The organism is Eubacterium ruminantium, from assembly GCF_900167085.1.
In the GTDB taxonomy this organism is placed as follows: Bacteria; Bacillota; Clostridia; order Lachnospirales; family Lachnospiraceae; genus Eubacterium_Q; species Eubacterium_Q ruminantium.
The window spans coordinates 54,918-74,493 of the sequence record NZ_FUXA01000003.1 but is presented as its reverse complement, the minus strand read 5'-3'; the positions used below and the strand labels follow the sequence as shown (position 1 = coordinate 74,493).

The following is a 19,576-nucleotide window of genomic DNA, read 5'->3' as shown; positions in this document are numbered from 1 at the left end:
TAAAACAAAACCGAGAAGAGCATTCTTCCCGGTTTTTTGAATTATATTCTTATTGACGATTTGCAGGTTGTTTATATATCGGTTCCACGGAGTTTAATAATAGGTGATCCTTTTTTATTTATGTAATCCCCGGTTATTACAACGCATCCAATGGAGTCGTCTCTTGGAATCTGATACATTATATCAAGCATGAATTCTTCTATGATGGATCTGAGAGCTCTTGCACCTGTATTTCTTTCCATGGCCAAATCTGCGATGGCTTCATAAGCTGAATCATCAAATTGAAGATCAACTTCGTCTAAAGCAAGAAGCTTCTTATACTGTTTAAGTATAGCATTCTTTGGCTCTTTGAGTATTTTAACATACATGTCTTTATCCAGTGACTGAAGAGTATAAATAACAGGAAGTCTTCCGATAAATTCAGGTATCATTCCGAATGCTCTAAGATCTTCATTTGTAACCTTTGAGAGGATCTGAGGATCATTTTCATATGTATCTCTAAGCTCTGCACCAAAACCGATAGAAGACATTTTGGTAAGTCGGTTTGTGATTATTTCTTCAAGATCCGGGAAAGCACCACCACAGATAAATAATATATTTCGTGTGTTCATAACTGTTGTAGGTGTCATGGCATTTTTACTGCCGGAACCTACAGGGACTTCAACATCAGCTCCTTCAAGAATTTTTAAGAGACCCTGCTGAACAGCTTCACCACTTACATCTCTTGAATGAGTTTCTTTTTTCTTGGCGAGCTTATCAATCTCATCTATGAAAACTATACCTTTTTCGGCTTTTTCAACATCATTTCCCGCAACAGCAAGAAGCTTAGATAAAATGCTTTCTACGTCGTCACCGATATAGCCGGCTTCAGTGAGTGAAGTAGCATCGGTTATGGCAAGCGGTACATTTAAAAGCTTTGCAATGGTTTTTACCATATATGTTTTTCCGGAACCGGTAGGGCCAATCATGAGCATATTTGATTTCTCAATCTCGATATCGTCCATAGTGTTGGTAAGAACTCTTTTGTAGTGATTATATACAGCTACCGAGATGACCTTCTTGGCATATTCCTGTCCGATAACGTATTCATCAAGCATTTCCTTGATCTTGTGAGGTGCAGGTATCTTATCTAATGTAAGATTGGCGAAATCATCCTCATCCTTTTTATCGGTATCTTCACTTGATTCGTCTTTTTCTTTCCTTTTTTTGACTTTCTGCGAATTAGGGATATTGTTCATATTCATGAATGTGTTCATGTTATCGAATCCCGGAAATTTAGAAAAGTCCATAAATTGGAAGTTATTATTACTGAGACTGTTGAATGCTTTCTGAAGACAGTCCGGACAAATATACAAATTTTCGGCCATACCGATTAATTTGCCTGTTTCGGATTCGGGTCTTCGACACATATAACAGTATCTTTCGAATTCATCATCATTATTATTGTTGTTTATATTATCTGGCATTTAATCCTCCTAAAATGTATCCGACAATATTATGGTTTGTCGGAACGAAAAATGATATTTATAATCTGCTTGTCATTATATCAAAAGCGGAGATAAAAATAAATTAGTAATATTTAATCATAAGAAAATTGAACCGAAAAAATGTCATGGTAATTTTAATGGTCATACTTTCGGATGAAGATAAAGATTTGTAAGTTTTAGATAATTGAATATTAAATAAAAAGTATTACAATATATTTAGATTTGTGAAAAAGAGGCAAAAGAGTTTTATATTTTTACAGTTTTTTGTATTAATTAAGAAGGGGATGTATCGTGATACAGTTTTTAAACGGGAAGAAATCAAAAACAAAAATAATAGCTCACAGAGGCGCTTCATTTCTTGCCAGCAGAGAAAATACAATGGAATCTTTTGAACTTGCCATCAAACTTAAGGCTGATATGGTTGAATTTGATGTTAGAGAAACAAGAGACAAAGAACTGGTGGTTTTCCATGACAGTATTTTCAATGAGATGCCTATAGCATGGCAGAATTACGAGGATATGGTCAAGGCAGCGGGAGAAAGAGGTTTCGAGATCCCGAGACTTATCGACGTTGTTAAACTTTGCCATGGTAAGATTAAGATGGACGTTGAAGTCAAAGAAACGGGTTATGAAGAAAAGATAGTTAAACTTCTTCAGGAAAATGCTGATTATGATGAATATTCCGTAAAATCATTTAAAGATGAGGTTATAAGAAAAGTCAAAGAACTGGACAGTAATATCACAACGGGCCTTCTTATAGGAAAGAAACATGCGAAGTTTTGGCGTATGCTTAAGGATTATTATCCTGAGAAACGTATTAGGGCTGCTCATGCCGATTTTATCTCGCCTGCCCAACATCTGGTAAGATATACATTTTTAAGAAGGATGAGAAAAAAAGGATGTCCTGTACTTGTTTGGACTGTTAATGATAAGAAAAAAATGTTAAAATATATTCGTATGGGAGTGAACGGTATTATCACAGATAAACCGGATGCTGCTCTCTATGTAAGAAAGAAAGCTATAGGTAATAGTTTATAGAGAGGCATAGATTATGAAGAGACGAATATTAGCATATTTGGATTATATAGACGATATACTACAGAATGATGATTCGAATGATAAAGAGCACTGGGATAAGGTGATCAAAAAGCATTTGGATCAGATAAGTTTTTTTGCTCACGAGAGATTGATCCATCTTATTGTATTTGCTCTTGTTGCTGTATGTACAGTCATAAGTATTATGACGGTTATTGCCACAGGTAAGCTTGAGATAATTCCGCTTATCATTTTATTATTTGTGCTTCTCATTCCGTATTGTGCACATTATTATCTTTTGGAAAACAGTGTTCAAAAGATGTATGAACAATATGATGAGATGATAGGGAAAACAGAAAGTTATTTTAAGGTAAAAAAGAAGAAATAATAAGAATTTTCACGCAGCAAAAAAGTATACGTTTGGTCGTTGACAAAGCTGTTGAATAAAATTATAATTGGGAATGCGCCGCTGAAAAGTGACGCATTTCCGCTATTTTACGGACAATTCGCTTATTTTGCGTTTAATATAAATGAGGCACAAGATATGGACAAAAGAAGAAAAAGATACAATTTAAAAGTTGCATCTGAAGATAAGGCTGAGGCTGTTGATACAGTTAAAGATGTTGAGATTGAGGATAAGGTTGAAAATGCGGGAGATGCAGATTCAACAGATAAGACTCATGCAATCGATACATCAGGCAGTGAGGACAGTAGTTTGGATGATTCTTCAGAGAGCAATTCTGATAAAGAAAGTTTCGGCAGTAAACGTCAGGATGAAAGAAAAGATCTTGAATCCGGAGATACTGTGGAAAGAAATCATACTGTCAGAGATAATGGTTCAGGATATGACTTAAATGAAGATTTTGATGACGACCAGGATGATGACGATGATGATCAGGATGAAGAATCAGTCGGTTTTAACAGGGCGAATGTTAATAGGATCAAGAAGATGATCCTTGCTACAGTAGCAGCTCTTATAATAATACCGACCGTTATTTCAATCTGTCTTTTTGTAAAAGTCATGAGACTTGAGAAAGAACTCGATGATTATAAGAAGAGAGCATATGCCGAAGAGGTTAGTGAGGAAAATGACCTGGCAGTCGCAACTAAAGCTGACGCTGAAAGTGCTGACAATAATCCATCGGGCGGACAAGATACCGGGTTCGGCAGTCTTCATCAAAAGAGTCTTGATGAACAGATAAGTATGTATTCCGAAGTTAAGAATGACCTTCTTCAGAGTAATGAAGCAGGAAATACATCTGAACTTCAGATAGTAGATAGAGATATTACGGAAAACGTTCTTGAAGATACTTCTTCAACAGAAGAGATATCAAAGGAAGCGGTTGAGAAAGAAAGTGTTCTTTCATCAAAGGAATTGGTTAAACCTCTTAATCTTAACGGTAAGAAGGTATATATAACATTTGATGACGGCCCATCTTACTGCACAGGAGAAATCCTTGATATTCTTAAGGAGAAGGATGTTCAGGCGACATTCTTTGTAGTAGGAAAAGACGAAAAGTTTTATCCTGAATATCAGCGTATCGTTGATGAAGGACATACACTTGCAATGCATTCTTACACACATGATTATGATAAGATTTATGCATCCATTGATGCATTTAAAGAAGATGTAGAAAAGCTTCATAAACTGCTTCTTGATGTTACAGGATATGATGCGAAATTATACAGATTCCCGGGTGGTAGTTCCAATGAAGTTTCTTCGGTTGATATGAAGAAATGTGCGGCTTACCTCAAGGAAAAAGGTTATATTTATTTTGATTGGAATGCTCAGAATGGCGATGCTGTAGAGTATTATATATCACCTGAAGAACTTAATCAGAATGTTATGGGATTTGTCAGAAGCAATGAGGGGGATTCGGTTATCCTTATGCATGATCTGGATACTCATCATAATACTGTAGAAGCTCTTCCGGATCTGATCGATCAGCTTAAAGCAGAAGGTTATGAGATCCTTCCGCTTACAACTGATACAACACCGGTCAGACATAGAGACCTTGATAAATAAAAACTAAAGATATTAAGATATCCTGCGGTTGATACTTGCAGGATATTTTACTTTTAAAAGGAGCAGATCATGAATTACAACGAGGTTGTGGCTTACATAGAAGAAAGAAATAAAATGGGCAGTGTTCTTGGATTGCAGAATATAATCAATTTACTCGGGAGATTGGGAAATCCTGAGAAAAAGATACCTGCATTTCATATAGCAGGCACCAATGGCAAGGGCTCTATCATGGCCTATGTGGAGACTGTGCTTATTAGGGCGGGGCTTAAAGTCGGAAGATATATTTCTCCAACCATTTACGAATATAGAGAAAGATGGCAGATAAATAAGGAGTATATCTCTGCTGAAGAATGCAGTAGCATTATGACTGATGTTATAAATGAAACAAATAAAATGGATGAGGAAAATGCAGGAAGTCCGACTTCTTTCGAGATAGAAACAGCTGCGGCATTTCATTATTTTGCAAAGAATAAATGCGATGTTATTTTGATTGAATGCGGAATGGGTGGAAGGCTTGATGCGACAAATGTATTTGGATCAACTCCTATAGATGTTATCGCTTCCATTAGTTTTGATCACATGCAGTTTCTTGGTAATACCTTGGAAAGTATTGCAAATGAAAAACTGGGGATAGTAAAAGACGGTGACATTTTGGTTTCGTATCCTCAGAATGAAGAGGTTGAAAAAATCATTGATGACTTCGCAAGAAATACCGGAAGAACAGAAACAAGAACAGAAATAAGAAAAGAAGCAAGAACAGAAAAAACAGGAAAAGAGACGGAAAAAGAAACAGAGAAAGAATCAGTGGAAGAAGAAAAATCCGTTTCTTTGAAGAAATATTATAAAGCAGACAGATCAGCATTAAAGGTCATTTCCCAGGATCTTAAAGGAAGTGCGTTTTATTATAAGGGGGATAATTATAGTATCTCACTTGTGGGATCCGTGCAGATAATGAATGCTATCACTGCTATAGAAGCCATTAATGCATTTAATCAGATAGCAAAAAGTTATGGGCTTAAGAAGATAGACAGAGAGACTGTGATTGAAGGCCTTAAAGATACGAAATGGGATGGAAGATTTACAGTACTTGGAGAAAAGCCGCTTTTTATAGCAGACGGCGCCCATAATGAAGAGGCATGGATCAGGCTTGCAGCGGATATTAATAAGTATTTTACAAACAGGAAGCTTATATTTATAATAGGTGTGTTGAAAGATAAAGAATATGACAAGATGCTTAATCTTTTGACAAAATACATGTATCATGCGATAACGATTACCAGCAGCAGTATAAGAGCTCTTGATGGAAAATATCTTGCTGAACTTATAAATGAAAGAGGAGTTTCGGCGGAGTTTATCGGAAGTGAAGAGGAAGCTGTTGATAAAGCTGAATCATTAGCAAAAGAAGTGGGGGATGACAGTGTGATCATTGCCTGCGGTTCGCTTTCATTTATCGGTGATATAATAAGGATCAAGAAGGAAAAAGATAATGAATAAGGTTGATGCTATTCTTAAGGATAAACAGTTTCGTGCCTTATCAGAGATGATAAAAGAAAAAGAGTTTGACAGAATATTCTGCAGGCATAGTCTCGGACATGCATTATCTGTTGCAAGGATTGCCGAGATCATAAATCTTGAAGAAAATTTGGGGCTTGATAAGGAATTGATCTACGGCACAGCTCTTCTTCATGATATCGGAAGATATTCAAAGGAAGAAAAGGAAGGAATGTCTCACCATGAAGCAGGTGCCATAGTTGCGAGACCTATTATGGAAAGAGCCGGCTTCACTGAAGAAGAGATAGAACTTATGTGTAATGCTATCAGAAAGCATAAGAAAAAGAGCGATTCCCAGGGTGACCTTTCGGATGTTTTATATAGAGCAGATAAACTTTCAAGAAACTGCTTTATGTGTGAAGCAAAAGATGAATGTTATTGGGATGAAAATAAAAAGAATAAAACAATAATCTATTAAATGACGTGAATTAAAGGACAGGTGATTAAAGTATGCATATTATTGACAGTATTCGTAAAGATGAGAAGCCTATAGTTATGGGAATATTAAATGTTACTCCCGATTCATTTTCGGATGGCGGCAGATTTAATGATAAAGATAAAGCTCTCCGCCACGTTGAAGAGATGATAAAAGATGGGGCTGATATGATAGATATAGGCGGTGAGTCTACAAGACCGGGATATACATTTGTTGAACAGAAGGAAGAGATTGAAAGAGTATGTCCTGTTATAGAAGCTGTTAAAAGTCATTTTGATATCCCTGTCTCGCTTGATACATATAAAGCTGAGGTTGCAGAAGCGGGAATTAAAGCCGGTGCAGATTATTTGAATGACATTTGGGGTTTTAGATGGAGCGAAGAGGTTTATGAGAAGAGTATGGCTGAAGTATGTGCTGAGTCAAAAGTCGGAGTCATACTTATGCATAACAGAGAATCAGCCGAGTATAATGATTATATAAATGATGCAATATCGGATCTTGAAAAGTCGGTGGAAATAGCATTAAATGCAGGGATACCTGACGATAAGATTGTTCTTGATCCGGGAATCGGTTTCGCTAAAGATCTCAGTCAGAATCTTATTATGATGAACAATCTTGAAAAGATATGCAATCTGGGATATCCGGTTCTCCTCGGAACTTCAAGAAAGAGCATGATCGGATTGACATTAGACCTTCCTAAGGATGAGAGAGAAGAAGGAACTATAGCAACATCTGTATTTGGTTTAATGAAAGGATGCAGAATATTCAGAGTTCATGATGTTAAGAAGAACAGAAGAGCTCTTGATATGACATTTGCAATGATGACCGAAGGTAAATAATGTTATTACAACGGGAAGAAAAGTTTTTACAGCGGGAGCGGAGAGATAATGGATAAGATACTCATTAAAAACATTAATATATTTGCTTATCATGGTGTATTTGAAAAAGAAAAGAAAGAAGGACAGTTGTTCAGAGTATCTGCAGAACTATATCTTTCTGTAAGAAAGGCAGCTCAAAAAGATGATATCAACCTTGCGGTTAATTATGCAGAAGTTGCCGAATTAATAGAAAATGTTGTAACAAGAGAAAAGTGCGACCTTATAGAGACGGTTGCTGAAAATATAGCCTCAGAGATACTTATCGGTTTTGAGGCAATCGAAGGCGTGAAGATCAAAGTAAGTAAGCCGAATGCTCCTATTGATCTTGATTTTGAAGATGTGGCTGTTGAGGTTGAAAGAAAGAAACATACAGTTCTTCTTGGCCTTGGATCAAACCTTGGAGATAGAGAAAAATATATAAGAACAGCAGTGGACCAGCTGGGAAAAGATGATTATATCAAGGTCCTTAAGGTTTCAGGTATGATAGAAACAGAGCCATATGGTCCTGTGGAACAGCCTGATTTTATGAATGCTGCAGTACTTATAGAAACATTATATACACCTGATGAACTTTTGAGTGTAACAAGTGATATAGAGCAGGATGCCGGAAGAGAAAGAATCATCCATTGGGGACCTAGAACACTTGATATAGATATTCTTCTTTATGATGAAGAAATCATTTCAAGTGAAAAGCTCATTATTCCGCATAAGGAAATGCATTTGAGGGATTTTGTGCTTAGACCGGCTGAGGAAATCGCGCCATTTATGATGCATCCTGTATTTAAGAAGAATATACGGACACTTATGGAAGAATTATCAGCTGAAGCTGAAAATGCAGCCGAGCCATATTTTGATAAATCATATAAGATAGTAGATGAACTCTGTATCAATGAGAATAGCAAAGTGGTCTATGCAGGCGTTCCGGGAGCTTATGCTGAAATGGCAGTTCATAAGTTCTTTGGCGACGATGTAAAGGTTTACAATGTTAAATCATTTGATGACATAGTAAATGATGTTATTAACAAAAAAGCTGATTATGGTGTCATTCCTATTGAGAATTCGTCTGCAGGATTTGTGAGCGGTAATTACGATATAATCCGTAACAGCGGTGTTGTAATAGTAGCTGAGGTTGTTCTTGATATTGAGCATTCTCTTCTTGGACTTCCATCAGCAGGTATAGAAGATATAAAGAAAGTTTATTCTCATGCACAGGGAATAATGCAGTGCAAAGAATTTATTGATAAAAATGGTTTTACAGCCGTCAGCGTAAATAATACCGCCGCGGCTGCAAAAAAGATCAGAGATGATAACAACCCTGCAAATGCTGCTATAGCAAGTGAGAGGGCTGCGGAATTATATGGTTTAAAGGTTCTTGCAAAAGGTATCAATACATCCAATGATAATTCTACAAAATTTGTTATAGTCACAAAAGATAAAGTCGCTCTTAAAGATGCTGACAGTATAAGTCTTTGCTTTAAGACAGCCCATAAGGTTGGTGCGTTATTTAACATCATGAAGCACTTTAACAGTAATGGCCTTAATATGACAAGTATTGAATCCAGACCGAGTCTTAGAAAGAAATGGCAATATTATTTCTATGTGACATTTGATGGACGTATTACTGATAAAAATGTAATGAAGGCTTTAGGCGAGATAGCTGCCGAAACCGATGAAATGGATATTCTGGGAACGTATTGATCATCCGATCATCACATTTTTAACAGGGATATTTTGGCGATCAATCGCAATACTCCTCGTCATCAATATAGATAGGATCAGGACTTGCCGGGTGCGGACGATTAATTGTTGATTTTGTCATATTTGACATATCATAAATTATCAAATTGTTTTTTATGGTATAAAAGTCATCTAAATCGATATTTATGGTATGGCTACGTGTGGTGAAAATAGACTGAGTTGAAAGATGATGATAAAATTTTTCCGCATCCTTGGCGCTATCAAATATTAAATATGTTTTAAAGTTGTTTTTTTTGTTTGAGCGATCGTTATCATGTAATGATGTATAATGAATAGAAACGAAACCCTCAGTCACTGTATCCGGTATATTTACGTCCTGTTCTTTGGATTCAGGATTACGTATCTCATATTTATCTATTACTGTGTCTTTTGTGTAAAATGTATTAGAAGTATGATTATTTTTTTCTTTAGCACCTATATAAAGTGATGCAAGCGCGATGGTGACGGCAAGCAGTGATAAAAGACATGTTACGAGTATCGGAGTTTTATATATTCCTTTTGAACGTGCCTTTGTTGCTTTATAAATATCAACTTCAGATGGTGAAAAAGGATTATCGTAATTGTTAGCTCCGATAGGCATATCGTTAATCTGAGAAATGTTACTGTTGAATTGATTTTCATTTGGTAAGTTGCTGTTCATATAATTGTCCTCCATATAAATCTTCACTAATATTGATAAGTACTATTCGCCCCTGTTTACTTATCGTTATATTTGTTATACGAATCGTATTGAAGGATTTATGGAAAAAAATAAAAATATTTTCTGGAAATATTTAAAAATCTATTGACACCATTATATATGTGTGTTAACTTTATGCATGTTGAAAACAAAGTAGAGTATCCACTCTCACCTTAGCATTTGGATGACTTGGGTTAAATAACAGAGGATTTTGAAGATATTTCAATTTTTTGTTAATGGTGGATGCTGTCCATCATTTTTTTTGTTTGGAGGGAAAAACAATAGAGTACTTAATTAACGAACAGATCAGAGACAAAGAAGTTAGAGTTATCGGAGCTGAAGGTAATCAGCTTGGGGTTTTGTCTATTAAGGATGCGCTTGCAGCAGCTGAAGAAGCAGAGTTGGATCTTGTAAGAGTTTCACCTAATGCTAAACCGCCTGTATGTAAGATCGTAGACTACAGCAAGTTTCTTTATGAATTAAAGCGTAAGGAAAAGGAACAGAAGAAGAAGCAGAAGATAGTAGAGATTAAGGAAGTAAGACTTTCACCAAATATTGATGTGAATGATCTTAATACCAAGATGAATATGGCTCGTAAATTCCTTTCAAAGGGTGACAGAGTCAAAGTAACACTTAGATTTAGAGGTAGAGAGCTTGCGTATGTAAATCAGAGTAAGAAGATTCTTGATGATTTTGCAGAGCAGCTTTCAGATATATCTACCGTCGATAAGGCGGCGAAGTTTGAAGGCAAAAGCATGACAATGTTTCTTGCTGCAAAACACTAATTTTGCTAGATGCATTTAAGGAGGATAAAATAATGCCAAAGTTAAAGACTAAGAAGGCTGCAGCTAAGCGTTTTCAGAAGACAGGTACAGGAAAGTTAAAGAGAAATAAAGCTTATAAGAGCCACATCCTTACTAAGAAGACTACTAAGAGAAAGAGAAATCTTAGAAAAGCAACTATTACAGATAAGACAAACAGCAAGGTAATGAAGAAGATTTTACCATATATCTAATTTTGTTTGTTATATTTCTGGAATTAATGGAAGGCTTTGCCGGATACTTAGGCAAGGTGAGGATTGTATAACAGTTTAGGAGGATAATTTAAAATGGCTAGAATTAAAGGTGGCGCTAATGCCAAGAAGAAGCACAACAGAACACTTAAGCTCGCTAAGGGCTATAGAGGAGCTAGATCAAAGCAGTATAGAGTAGCAAAGCAGTCAGTAATGAGAGCACTTGCTTCATCATTTGCCGGCAGACGTGAGAGAAAGAGAGATTTCCGTAAGCTTTGGATCGCTCGTATCAATGCAGCTGCACGTATCAATGGTATCTCATACAGCAAACTTATGTATGGTCTTAAGCTTGCAGAAGTTGATATCAACCGTAAGATGCTTTCAGAGATGGCTATAAGTGATCCTGAAGGATTCGCTAAGCTCGTTGAAGTAGCTAAAGCTAAGATTGCTTAGTTTAAAAAAATACCTTTCGATGAATATTTCATCGGAAGGTATTTTTTTTATGTATTTACATGGAAAGTATTTAACTGAAGTTAGTAACCAGAGCGGCTATTCTAAGAGCAAATAAGATAAATACGCACCACATAACAGGAGATACATCTTTAGCCTTCTTGGTAAATACCTTAACGATTACCCATGAGATTATAGCGAACATGATACCATTTGCAATTGAATATGTAAGAGGCATCATGATGATTGCCATATAAGCGCCTATAGAATCGGCAATATCGCCGTCGAATTTAATCTTAAGTGTGGAGCTGAACATGAGCATTCCGACATATATAAGGGCCGGAGCTGTTGCGAAAGATGGGATAGCAAGGAATATAGGACTTAAAACGATAGAAATAAGGAACATAAATCCTGTAACAACTGATGAAAGTCCTGTTTTTCCTCCTGCACCTACACCGGCTGAAGATTCAACGAAGCTTGTTACTGTTGAAGTACCAAGACATGCACCTAAAGTTGTTCCTACTGCATCAGCCATGAAAACTTTTCCAACTCGTGGAAGCTTACCGTCTTTATCAAGAAGACCGGCTTTATCGGCAACGCCGACTACTGTACCAACTGTATCAAAAAGGTCTACAAAAAGGAAACTGAAGAGAATAGCGATGAACTGAACAATATGTTCGCCAACCCATGAAAAATTGAATTTGAATGCAGTTTCACCGAGACCGCTGAAATCAACAAGTCCATTTGAAAAATCAGGGAAAACGCTTACTCCGTTATACCATCCGATACCTTCAGCGCCCATTCCGAGGATCCATGTTGCAAGTATTCCGATAAGAACGGCTCCTTTTACCTTGTAGTGGCTAAGAATAACGATTACAAGTATTCCGATGAGGGCAAGCACCATTTCAGGTTTTGAGAAATCTCCCAGATCAACGAGAGTTGAGTCTGAAGCTTTTGCGATACCTGCACCCTGTATACCGATGAATGCGATGAAGAGACCGATTCCGCCGGTAATACCGAATTTTAAGTTCTGTGGAATTCCATTGATGATCTTTTCACGGAATTTAAAGAGTGATATGAATATGAAGATAAGACCTTCACAGAGAACTGCCGTAAGAGCAATCTTAAATGCATCTGCTCCTTCACTGGCAAGATCACCCATACAGACTGAAAATGCAAAATATGCATTAAGTCCCATTCCGGCTGAAAGTGCGATAGGGTAGTTGGCAAGAAATGCCATGATAAATGTTGCGACAGCCGAAGCGATTGCTGTTGCAAGGAATACACCGTTCTGGTTCATAACCGTACCAAGGATGCTTGGATTAACTGCCAGAATATAAGCCATGGCCAGAAATGTTGTGAGTCCCGCAATGATTTCGGTTTTAACATTGGTGCCGTGTTCCTTGAGTTTGAAAACTTTTTCTAACATGTTTCACCTTCCCTTATTTTTCATTCGTTCCATTCTGGAAGAAGATATTTTGTCGGACAAAATTCGTGCGAAAATCTTGCCTGTATCAGTTGATTTTCGTAAAGTTTTGCCTCTAGTAAGAGAGTATCACAGGCGGGAATTTAAAACAAGAACTTGAATATAACTTTTGGGGTATTATGTGTGATAAATATTCAGGAACGTGATAATATTATTTATAGATTTATTGATTCAGAAAGGCTGTATATATGAGATTTGATATTTCAAAAAAATATATATTATTTGCGGTTGATAAAAACTGCGAAGAGAGAAAATTGCATTTCTATATAGATGATAATAAGTTTATGGAATTTGATATACGTCTGGCTGAGGGCGAGGCGAAATATTATTTTCCTATGGATGTAAGTAATTTTTTTGGACGGGTTATCGATATCAGGGTCGGTTGTGGTAATTCAGAGTCTATTAATTGCGGCGACGGAGAAGAAACTGCAGAGAAAGTAGATATAGAGTCGGATGCAGATGAAAAGGTATTAAAGGCTTCTGTCGGCTTGAGCGATGAAAAGCCTCGTTTGAATTATAAATATCGTCCGAGGCTGCATTTTACGGCGGAAATGGGATGGATAAATGATCCTAATGGGCTTATCTATAAAGATGGTTTGTTCCATATGTATTATCAGTGGAATCCTTACGGAATTGACTGGGGAAATATGCACTGGGGACATGCTGTCAGTAAAAATCTGATAGATTGGGAGTGTCTTGATACGGCATTAACTCCGGATGATTACGGAACCGTATATTCAGGCTGTGCTTTTTCGGATGATAAAAATGCAGCCGGATTCGGAGCGGGCAGCATTATTTATTTTTATACTGCTTCCGGCGGACGGAATGAATGGTCGGCATCTAAGGGACGAAAACATGTTCAAAGGATAGCTGTATCAAATGATAATGGTTATACACTCCGAAAAAAATGTACTGTTGTTGAGCATATTGCGGATGAAAACAGAGATCCGAAGGTCTTTTGGCATGAGGAGAGTAAAGCGTATATCATGATTTTATATCTTGAGGGGAATGATTTTGTGATCCTTCGTTCGGATGACCTTATTCACTGGAAGGAAAGCTGTAAGTTTACTGCGGACAAAATGTGGGAATGTCCGGACCTTTTTAAATTAAAGGTTGAAGGAAGTGATGAAACAAAATGGGTATTTTGGTCAGCTGACGGATATTACATGATAGGAGAATTCGACGGCTATACTTTTAAGAAGGAATCGAATATGCTTTTTGCATATGGTTCAAAGCTTGGTTACGCTGCTCAGACCTTTGCCGGTATAGATGATAGATGTATAAGTGTTGCCTGGCTGCGCACAGAGAACGATAAGGGCGGTTTTAGAGGAATGATGGCTATTCCCATGGAAATGTCGTTAAAACGCACGGAGAAAGGCTATAGGATAAATATAAAGCCTGTAAGAGAGTTATGGGACCGTTTTAAGACGGTTCGTGAATTTAAAATCATAGAAAGATTCGAAGAAAAGTTAAATGATAAGCCTGTGGCTATTGTTGTCGATTGGAATGATAAGCCGCAGGAGTTGGCAGAGAATACTGAAGATGTTGAGGGTACCCGAGTTGGTATGGATGAAAATTACTGTAATATGAGGAATACTACAGACAGTAAAAGGGATAGCATTGATGAGTGCTGTAGTAAGATTAAGAATTCCGGTACTGTTACAACCAAGAAGATAAGAATCGGAGATATTGGTTTAGATATAAATGAGAGTGATCATAAAATGGTTATTATAATCGATAATGGCATAATAACTTATATTTCCAATGATGGTGAAAGATATACTGAGATAGAAGCGCCGGAAGATATATTATCGAAGAATTTATCCATAGAAGGCATGGAAGGGATTATCAGGATATATGAATAAAATTGTAGATAAAACGTTTTATATATAGATGAAAAATCAGAAAAATAAGGCTTCGGATCGTAACATTATTTTATGGATAATTGCGGGTGAAACATAAATGTAATATAATAAATATAGAGTTTGATCTTTGTTTTTTTTCGGAGAAGAGAGGTCGCGTATGGGGTTAAAAAATTTTATTTGTAAAGATGTAAGAAATCAAAATGAACCTAAACGCGGAATCGTAACGCTTCGTATCATTTATATCGTTATGATGGTTGCGTTTTTACTTGATCTTGTTATAGCCGGGTGGGGAGCGGTTAAGTATTCACCGTACAAGATCGGTCTCATTTTTGCGGCCATTATTATCCTTTTTGCAATAACATATAATTCAAGCACCAAAGTGTCGCTGACATTATTTTTGATGTTCACATTTATATTCAGTCTGTCGCTCATTCCTTGTTTCGGATGGAGTGCCGGAATGCAGAATTATTTTATCACGATGCTCATGATGTGCTATTTTGCGGTTCATGCCGGAATGGCATTCAAGATAGTTCTTACACTTTTGGTGCTGTGTGTAAGAATTGTAACGATATTTATTTACAGTGGAACTCTTCCTGAAACAGAGATAAGTGAAGTGTCAGGAAAAATGATACAGAGTGTAAATATTTCGGCTGTATTTCTTTTGACGGTCATAATATCATATATTTATTCTCATAGAGAAAATATCGAGGAGAGTAAGCTTATGAAGTATAATGACAGCCTTGCCAGAGAGGCGAATACAGATAGGCTTACGGGGCTTTACAACAGAAGATATGCGTCGGACTATCTTGACAGTGTTAAGAAGGCCGGTACCCTTGGGGCAATCAGTATTTGTATCGCAGACATTGATTTCTTTAAGAAAGTCAATGATACATACGGACATGATGCCGGAGATCTGGTGCTTAAGAGTATGGCGGAAATACTAAGAAATGAATGCGGAGAAAATTGTCTTGTTTCCAGATGGGGCGGCGAGGAATTTCTCCTTATATTCAGCGGTGTAAATGGTGATGATGCATTTACTATGCTGGATACGCTGAGAAAAAAGATAAAGAATCATGTATTTACATTTGGAGAACAGGAGATAAGCGTTACCATGACATTCGGGCTTACGGAATATGATTTTAGTGGAAATATCGATAAAACCATTAAGGAAGCTGATGAAAAGCTTTACAGAGGTAAGACCGGCGGACGTGACAGAGTTGTATATTAGATATGGAGAATAAAATGTCAGAAATAGATAATCTTAAGGAAATAGTTAAAAGGCTCAGGGCTAAAGATGGATGTCTATGGGACAGAGTACAGACACATGAAACTTTGAAGGCTGCATGCGTTGAAGAAGCAGCGGAAGTTGTATCGGGGATCAACATTCTTGAGAAGACCGGTGATCCGGGCAATCTTAAGGAAGAACTTGGAGATCTGCTTCTTCAGGTAATGTTCCATGCGGTGATAGCGGAAGAAGAAGGTTATTTCACTTTTGATGATGTGGCAGCAACTGTTTCAGAGAAAATGGTTCGTCGCCATCCACATGTTTTCTCTGGGATTAATTATGAATCGGATGAGGAGAGACATGCTGCGTGGGAAGAAATAAAGAAGAAAGAAAAAGAAGGCAAAGAGTGGCAGGGAGATTATCTGAAAGATGCGATGAATGAGACGACATTTTTGATTGAAAAAGCCAAAAAAAGAAAGGGTTTTTCTGACTGAAAATAGGCTCGAAAAAAAATAAAAAAATTTTTTTTAAAAAAGTGTTGACATTACCTATACCTCATGATAATATAATCAACGTTGCGGGTGATAAACACACACGAAACAAGCAAATAAGCGGGAATGCTGGAATTGGCAGACAGGCTAGACTAAGGATCTAGTGATGGCAACGTCGTGAGGGTTCAAGTCCCTTTTCCCGCACGAAAGATAAGCTCTGGAATATTCTTCCGGAGCTTTTTTCGATATAAGGGTATTTATTTTTTTAGAAACTTTTTTAAGAGGTTAGTTATGGGAAAGGCTAAGAAAAAAAATTCACTACATCAATTTAGAGATATACCTGTATACATTGCGACCAATATCTATTTGGCATATCTTTCAACTTTTTATCTTTTATTTTTTCATGATCTTTATTTTGATATAACAAAGACGAGAGCTTTTTGTTTCATCTATGGAACAATAGGTTTTATCGGACTTATCTTTATTGCATATATTCTAAGGCTTTGCATGTCGGATTCTCTGAGTGAAGAGAGAGATACGGAATATTTGTTCTTCCTTGATCCGAAGAGAATGACAAGGAGTCCTTTCTTCTGGGCAGCAATTTATCTGTTGGCAAATTTCATCTCATTTCTTGGCGCAAAAGATAAGACGGCTGCATGGACCGGAGAACAGGGCAGAAGACTTGGTTTAATGATGATTCTTGTTTTCGTCATTATGTTTTTTGCTGTAGGATATAAAGCGCATGTGAGTGTTGTGATATATATAGTGCTTACGGTTGTTTCGTGCATAATGTTCTACATCGGTATTGTTCAGCATTTTGGAACTGACTTTGGCGGATGGAGAAAAGATATTGTAGATAATCAGAAGACAATATTTATGTCAACCATAGGGAATATGAATACCTTCGGTGGATATATCTGCATTTTCCTTTCTATTTCGGTGGCCATTTTAATATTTGCAAATAATCCTATACTTAAATGTTTTTCGGGGATTGGACTTTTTGCGGCTGCATTCACTGTTATGACATCTAAGAGTGATAATGTTTATATCGGAACATGTGCGGCATTTATAATCCTTTTCTATTTGGCGGTTCACTATAAGAAAATCGTCGAATGGGCAGCGGCGCTTCTGGTTCTTGCATCCGGATTCTTTGCAATGTCCATCTTTAATGAGGTTAAGAAGGGCAGTAAAGGTCATCTTAACGGAATAGCGGAAATAATCGGAAATAAAAAGATAATGGGTATATTTTTCTTTGCAGCTCTTATCATTTTTGCGGCATTAATGTATGTAAGAGTTAAGAAAAATCCGGTTTATGAAAAATTTCAGAGTAAAAAGTTGATGCTGATAGTTACAGCGGCAGGATTTGTGGGAATGATCATTGTTCTCATCATTGGTTTTAATTCAGGCCATGAGTATTTTACATTTAACGACAGATGGGGCGAATTTAGAGGATTCATCTGGGATAGAACGGTGAAATCTTATAACAAAGGAAATATTTGGAATAAGTTTTTTGGATTTGGAAATGAATCTGTGAGAGATGTGGTTTCGAAGTGGTATCTTGAAGATATGCGAACCATTCCAAAGAAGATTTATGATAGCAGTCATAATGTAATCTTACAGCAGCTTCTTACAACAGGTATTGTGGGCGTTGCTGCGTATGTCGGATTTGTTGTGAGCAGTATTGTTTATATGATAAAGAATGCGGCGGAAAATCCTGCGGTTATGGCATGTATTGCCGGTGGAACAGCATATTTTGCTCAGGCTATGGTTAATCCGGAACAGCCTATAATAACACCGATTTTCTATGTGCTCTTAGCATTGGGTATAGGAGTCGCAAGAGATAAAAAAGCTGATAAGATATATCATAAAGCTACTTCAAAAAAACGTTAGAAAATGATATAATATTTAAAAGTGTGCGAAAATGCACTTAAAAGCTGATTGATCGGCTTTTTATATATAAAGTATTAAGGAGAGACATGATGGAGTTATACGAAGAGTTAGTTGCCCGTGGCCTTATTGCTCAGGTGACAAATGAAGAGGAGATTAAAAAACTTATAAATACAGGAAAAGCAACATTTTATATAGGATTTGATCCTACAGCAGACAGTCTTCACGTTGGTCATTTCATGGCGCTTTGCCTTATGAAGAGACTTCAGGAAGGCGGAAATAAGCCGATCGCTCTTGTTGGTGGTGGAACCGGTATGATCGGTGATCCTTCAGGAAGAACAGATATGAGACTTATGATGACCAAAGAAACAATCGATCATAACTGCGAATGCTTCAAGAAGCAGATGAGCCGTTTTATCGATTTCTCAGAAGGAAAAGCTCTTATGGTCAATAATGCTGACTGGCTTATGGATCTTAATTATATTGAATTTATCCGTGATATCGGATCACAGTTCAGCGTGAATAAAATGCTTGCGGCTGAGTGTTATAAGCAGAGACTTGAGAGAGGTCTTAATTTCCTTGAGTTTAACTATATGCTTATGCAGAGTTATGATTTCCTTATGCTTTACGAAAAGTACGGATGTAATCTTGAGTTCGGTGGAGACGATCAGTGGTCTAATATGCTTGGTGGTACTGAACTCATCAGAAAGAAACTTGGTAAGGATGCTCATGCCATGACAATAACACTTCTTCTTAACTCAGAAGGTAAGAAGATGGGTAAGACAGCTAAGGGTGCTGTATGGCTTGATCCAAATAAAACATCACCATTTGATTTCTACCAGTACTGGAGAAATGTTGATGATAAGGATGTTATCAAGTGTCTTAAGATGCTTACATTCCTTCCGATAGAAGAGATTCAGGCTATGGAAGTTTGGGAAGGCGCAGAGCTTAATAAGGCTAAGGAAATTCTTGCATATGAACTTACAAAACTTGTTCATGGTGAAGAGGAAGCTGAAAAGGCACAGAGTGCAGCTAAGAATATTTTCTCGGCAGGATCTTCAGAAAATATGCCTGAGACATCACTTTCCGACGAAGATTTTGTTGATGGAAAGGTTGACCTTATCGGTATTCTTGTAAAGGCCGGACTTGTTAAATCAAGAAGTGAAGGAAGAAGAGCTATCGAGCAGGGCGGCGTTGTCGTTAATGATGAAAAGATAGTTGATGTATATGCTTCATACACGAAGGATGCATTTGGTGCTGATTTCATAGTAAGAAGAGGAAAGAAGAACTTTAGAAAGATTACTCTTTAA

The 19,576-nt window shown here is 37.0% G+C and carries 18 protein-coding genes and 1 tRNA gene; 16 read left to right on the top strand and 3 right to left on the bottom strand.

Translation table 11 applies throughout. From position 1 onward, the window contains the following. Positions 1-71 precede the first annotated feature (71 nt). The gene (gene clpX, locus B5D25_RS00340; RefSeq protein WP_078785762.1) at positions 72-1,466 is read right to left on the bottom strand and encodes an ATP-dependent Clp protease ATP-binding subunit ClpX; all 1,395 of its coding nucleotides are present in this window, start codon (positions 1,464-1,466) and stop codon (positions 72-74) included. Positions 1,467-1,778: 312 nt separating this feature from the next. Between clpX and B5D25_RS00335 the strand changes: the two genes are divergently transcribed. The 7 genes from B5D25_RS00335 (at position 1,779) to folK (ending at position 9,111) form a co-directional block, all read left to right on the top strand. Then, a complete protein-coding gene (locus B5D25_RS00335; RefSeq protein WP_078785761.1) occupies positions 1,779-2,525 on the top strand; it encodes a glycerophosphodiester phosphodiesterase in 747 nt (248 codons plus the stop codon). A gap of 13 nt (positions 2,526-2,538) precedes the next feature. Continuing rightward, entirely contained in the window at positions 2,539-2,910 is a 372-nt protein-coding gene (locus B5D25_RS00330; protein WP_078785760.1) for a hypothetical protein, read from the top strand. Positions 2,911-3,066: 156 nt separating this feature from the next. Then, positions 3,067-4,548 (top strand): polysaccharide deacetylase family protein, encoded by a 1,482-nt coding sequence (locus B5D25_RS00325; RefSeq protein ID WP_078785759.1) that lies wholly within the window; start codon positions 3,067-3,069, stop codon positions 4,546-4,548. A 69-nt stretch (positions 4,549-4,617) separates the two neighbouring features. Continuing rightward, the gene (locus B5D25_RS00320) at positions 4,618-6,042 is read left to right on the top strand and encodes a bifunctional folylpolyglutamate synthase/dihydrofolate synthase (protein ID WP_078785758.1); all 1,425 of its coding nucleotides are present in this window, start codon (positions 4,618-4,620) and stop codon (positions 6,040-6,042) included. Further along, entirely contained in the window at positions 6,035-6,517 is a 483-nt protein-coding gene (locus tag B5D25_RS00315; RefSeq protein ID WP_078785757.1) for an HD domain-containing protein, read from the top strand. Before B5D25_RS00320 ends, B5D25_RS00315 begins: the two co-directional genes overlap by 8 nt. 32 nt (positions 6,518-6,549) lie before the next feature. Then, complete coding sequence (gene folP, locus B5D25_RS00310; protein ID WP_078785756.1) at positions 6,550-7,374, top strand: dihydropteroate synthase; 825 nt, start codon at positions 6,550-6,552, stop codon at positions 7,372-7,374. A gap of 48 nt (positions 7,375-7,422) precedes the next feature. After that, positions 7,423-9,111, top strand: coding sequence for a 2-amino-4-hydroxy-6-hydroxymethyldihydropteridine diphosphokinase (gene folK, locus B5D25_RS00305; protein ID WP_078785755.1), 1,689 nt, complete (start codon positions 7,423-7,425; stop codon positions 9,109-9,111). Between the two features lie 40 nt (positions 9,112-9,151). Here the strand turns inward: folK and B5D25_RS00300 are convergent, their stop codons facing one another. Beyond that, the gene (locus B5D25_RS00300) at positions 9,152-9,811 is read right to left on the bottom strand and encodes a hypothetical protein (RefSeq protein WP_078785754.1); all 660 of its coding nucleotides are present in this window, start codon (positions 9,809-9,811) and stop codon (positions 9,152-9,154) included. Positions 9,812-10,086: 275 nt separating this feature from the next. On the opposite strand from B5D25_RS00300, the gene infC reads away from it, so the two are divergent. The 3 genes from infC to rplT all read left to right on the top strand — a co-directional run bounded on the left by infC (position 10,087) and on the right by rplT (position 11,315). Beyond that, positions 10,087-10,635 carry a translation initiation factor IF-3 gene (gene infC / locus B5D25_RS00295; RefSeq protein ID WP_078785753.1) on the top strand — a complete coding sequence of 183 codons (549 nt, stop codon included), beginning with the start codon at positions 10,087-10,089 and terminating at the stop codon, positions 10,633-10,635. 32 nt (positions 10,636-10,667) lie between these two features. After that, positions 10,668-10,865 (top strand): 50S ribosomal protein L35, encoded by a 198-nt coding sequence (gene rpmI / locus B5D25_RS00290; RefSeq protein ID WP_078785752.1) that lies wholly within the window; start codon positions 10,668-10,670, stop codon positions 10,863-10,865. A 93-nt stretch (positions 10,866-10,958) separates the two neighbouring features. Further along, positions 10,959-11,315 (top strand): 50S ribosomal protein L20, encoded by a 357-nt coding sequence (rplT, locus tag B5D25_RS00285; RefSeq protein WP_078785751.1) that lies wholly within the window; start codon positions 10,959-10,961, stop codon positions 11,313-11,315. Positions 11,316-11,385: 70 nt separating this feature from the next. On the opposite strand, the gene B5D25_RS00280 is transcribed toward rplT, so the two are convergent. Next, a complete protein-coding gene (locus B5D25_RS00280) occupies positions 11,386-12,741 on the bottom strand; it encodes an NCS2 family permease (RefSeq protein ID WP_078785750.1) in 1,356 nt (451 codons plus the stop codon). Positions 12,742-12,986: 245 nt separating this feature from the next. Here B5D25_RS00280 and B5D25_RS00275 point away from each other — a divergent pair, with 245 nt between their 5' ends. The 6 genes from B5D25_RS00275 to tyrS all read left to right on the top strand — a co-directional run bounded on the left by B5D25_RS00275 (position 12,987) and on the right by tyrS (position 19,576). Further along, positions 12,987-14,663, top strand: a complete 1,677-nt coding sequence (locus B5D25_RS00275) for a glycoside hydrolase family 32 protein (RefSeq protein WP_078785749.1) — start codon at positions 12,987-12,989, stop codon at positions 14,661-14,663. 157 nt (positions 14,664-14,820) lie between these two features. Further along, positions 14,821-15,891 carry a GGDEF domain-containing protein gene (locus tag B5D25_RS00270; RefSeq protein WP_078785748.1) on the top strand — a complete coding sequence of 357 codons (1,071 nt, stop codon included), beginning with the start codon at positions 14,821-14,823 and terminating at the stop codon, positions 15,889-15,891. A gap of 14 nt (positions 15,892-15,905) precedes the next feature. After that, a complete protein-coding gene (locus B5D25_RS00265; protein ID WP_078785747.1) occupies positions 15,906-16,382 on the top strand; it encodes a MazG nucleotide pyrophosphohydrolase domain-containing protein in 477 nt (158 codons plus the stop codon). Positions 16,383-16,499: 117 nt separating this feature from the next. Beyond that, positions 16,500-16,583: transfer RNA gene (locus B5D25_RS00260), tRNA-Leu, on the top strand. 87 nt (positions 16,584-16,670) lie between these two features. Further along, positions 16,671-18,269, top strand: coding sequence for an O-antigen ligase family protein (locus B5D25_RS00255; protein WP_078785746.1), 1,599 nt, complete (start codon positions 16,671-16,673; stop codon positions 18,267-18,269). Between the two features lie 89 nt (positions 18,270-18,358). After that, positions 18,359-19,576 carry a tyrosine--tRNA ligase gene (gene tyrS, locus B5D25_RS00250; protein WP_078785745.1) on the top strand — a complete coding sequence of 406 codons (1,218 nt, stop codon included), beginning with the start codon at positions 18,359-18,361 and terminating at the stop codon, positions 19,574-19,576.

Coding starts and splice junctions, on each gene's coding strand:
- clpX (WP_078785762.1), bottom strand. CDS start 1,466: ATGCCAGATAATATAAACAACAATAATAATGATGATGAATTCGAAAGA.
- B5D25_RS00330 (WP_078785760.1), top strand. CDS start 2,539: ATGAAGAGACGAATATTAGCATATTTGGATTATATAGACGATATACTA.
- B5D25_RS00325 (WP_078785759.1), top strand. CDS start 3,067: ATGGACAAAAGAAGAAAAAGATACAATTTAAAAGTTGCATCTGAAGAT.
- B5D25_RS00320 (WP_078785758.1), top strand. CDS start 4,618: ATGAATTACAACGAGGTTGTGGCTTACATAGAAGAAAGAAATAAAATG.
- B5D25_RS00315 (WP_078785757.1), top strand. CDS start 6,035: ATGAATAAGGTTGATGCTATTCTTAAGGATAAACAGTTTCGTGCCTTA.
- folP (WP_078785756.1), top strand. CDS start 6,550: ATGCATATTATTGACAGTATTCGTAAAGATGAGAAGCCTATAGTTATG.
- folK (WP_078785755.1), top strand. CDS start 7,423: ATGGATAAGATACTCATTAAAAACATTAATATATTTGCTTATCATGGT.
- B5D25_RS00300 (WP_078785754.1), bottom strand. CDS start 9,811: ATGAACAGCAACTTACCAAATGAAAATCAATTCAACAGTAACATTTCT.
- infC (WP_078785753.1), top strand. CDS start 10,087: ATGGTGGATGCTGTCCATCATTTTTTTTGTTTGGAGGGAAAAACAATA.
- rpmI (WP_078785752.1), top strand. CDS start 10,668: ATGCCAAAGTTAAAGACTAAGAAGGCTGCAGCTAAGCGTTTTCAGAAG.
- rplT (WP_078785751.1), top strand. CDS start 10,959: ATGGCTAGAATTAAAGGTGGCGCTAATGCCAAGAAGAAGCACAACAGA.
- B5D25_RS00280 (WP_078785750.1), bottom strand. CDS start 12,741: ATGTTAGAAAAAGTTTTCAAACTCAAGGAACACGGCACCAATGTTAAA.
- B5D25_RS00275 (WP_078785749.1), top strand. CDS start 12,987: ATGAGATTTGATATTTCAAAAAAATATATATTATTTGCGGTTGATAAA.
- B5D25_RS00270 (WP_078785748.1), top strand. CDS start 14,821: ATGGGGTTAAAAAATTTTATTTGTAAAGATGTAAGAAATCAAAATGAA.
- B5D25_RS00265 (WP_078785747.1), top strand. CDS start 15,906: ATGTCAGAAATAGATAATCTTAAGGAAATAGTTAAAAGGCTCAGGGCT.
- B5D25_RS00255 (WP_078785746.1), top strand. CDS start 16,671: ATGGGAAAGGCTAAGAAAAAAAATTCACTACATCAATTTAGAGATATA.
- tyrS (WP_078785745.1), top strand. CDS start 18,359: ATGGAGTTATACGAAGAGTTAGTTGCCCGTGGCCTTATTGCTCAGGTG.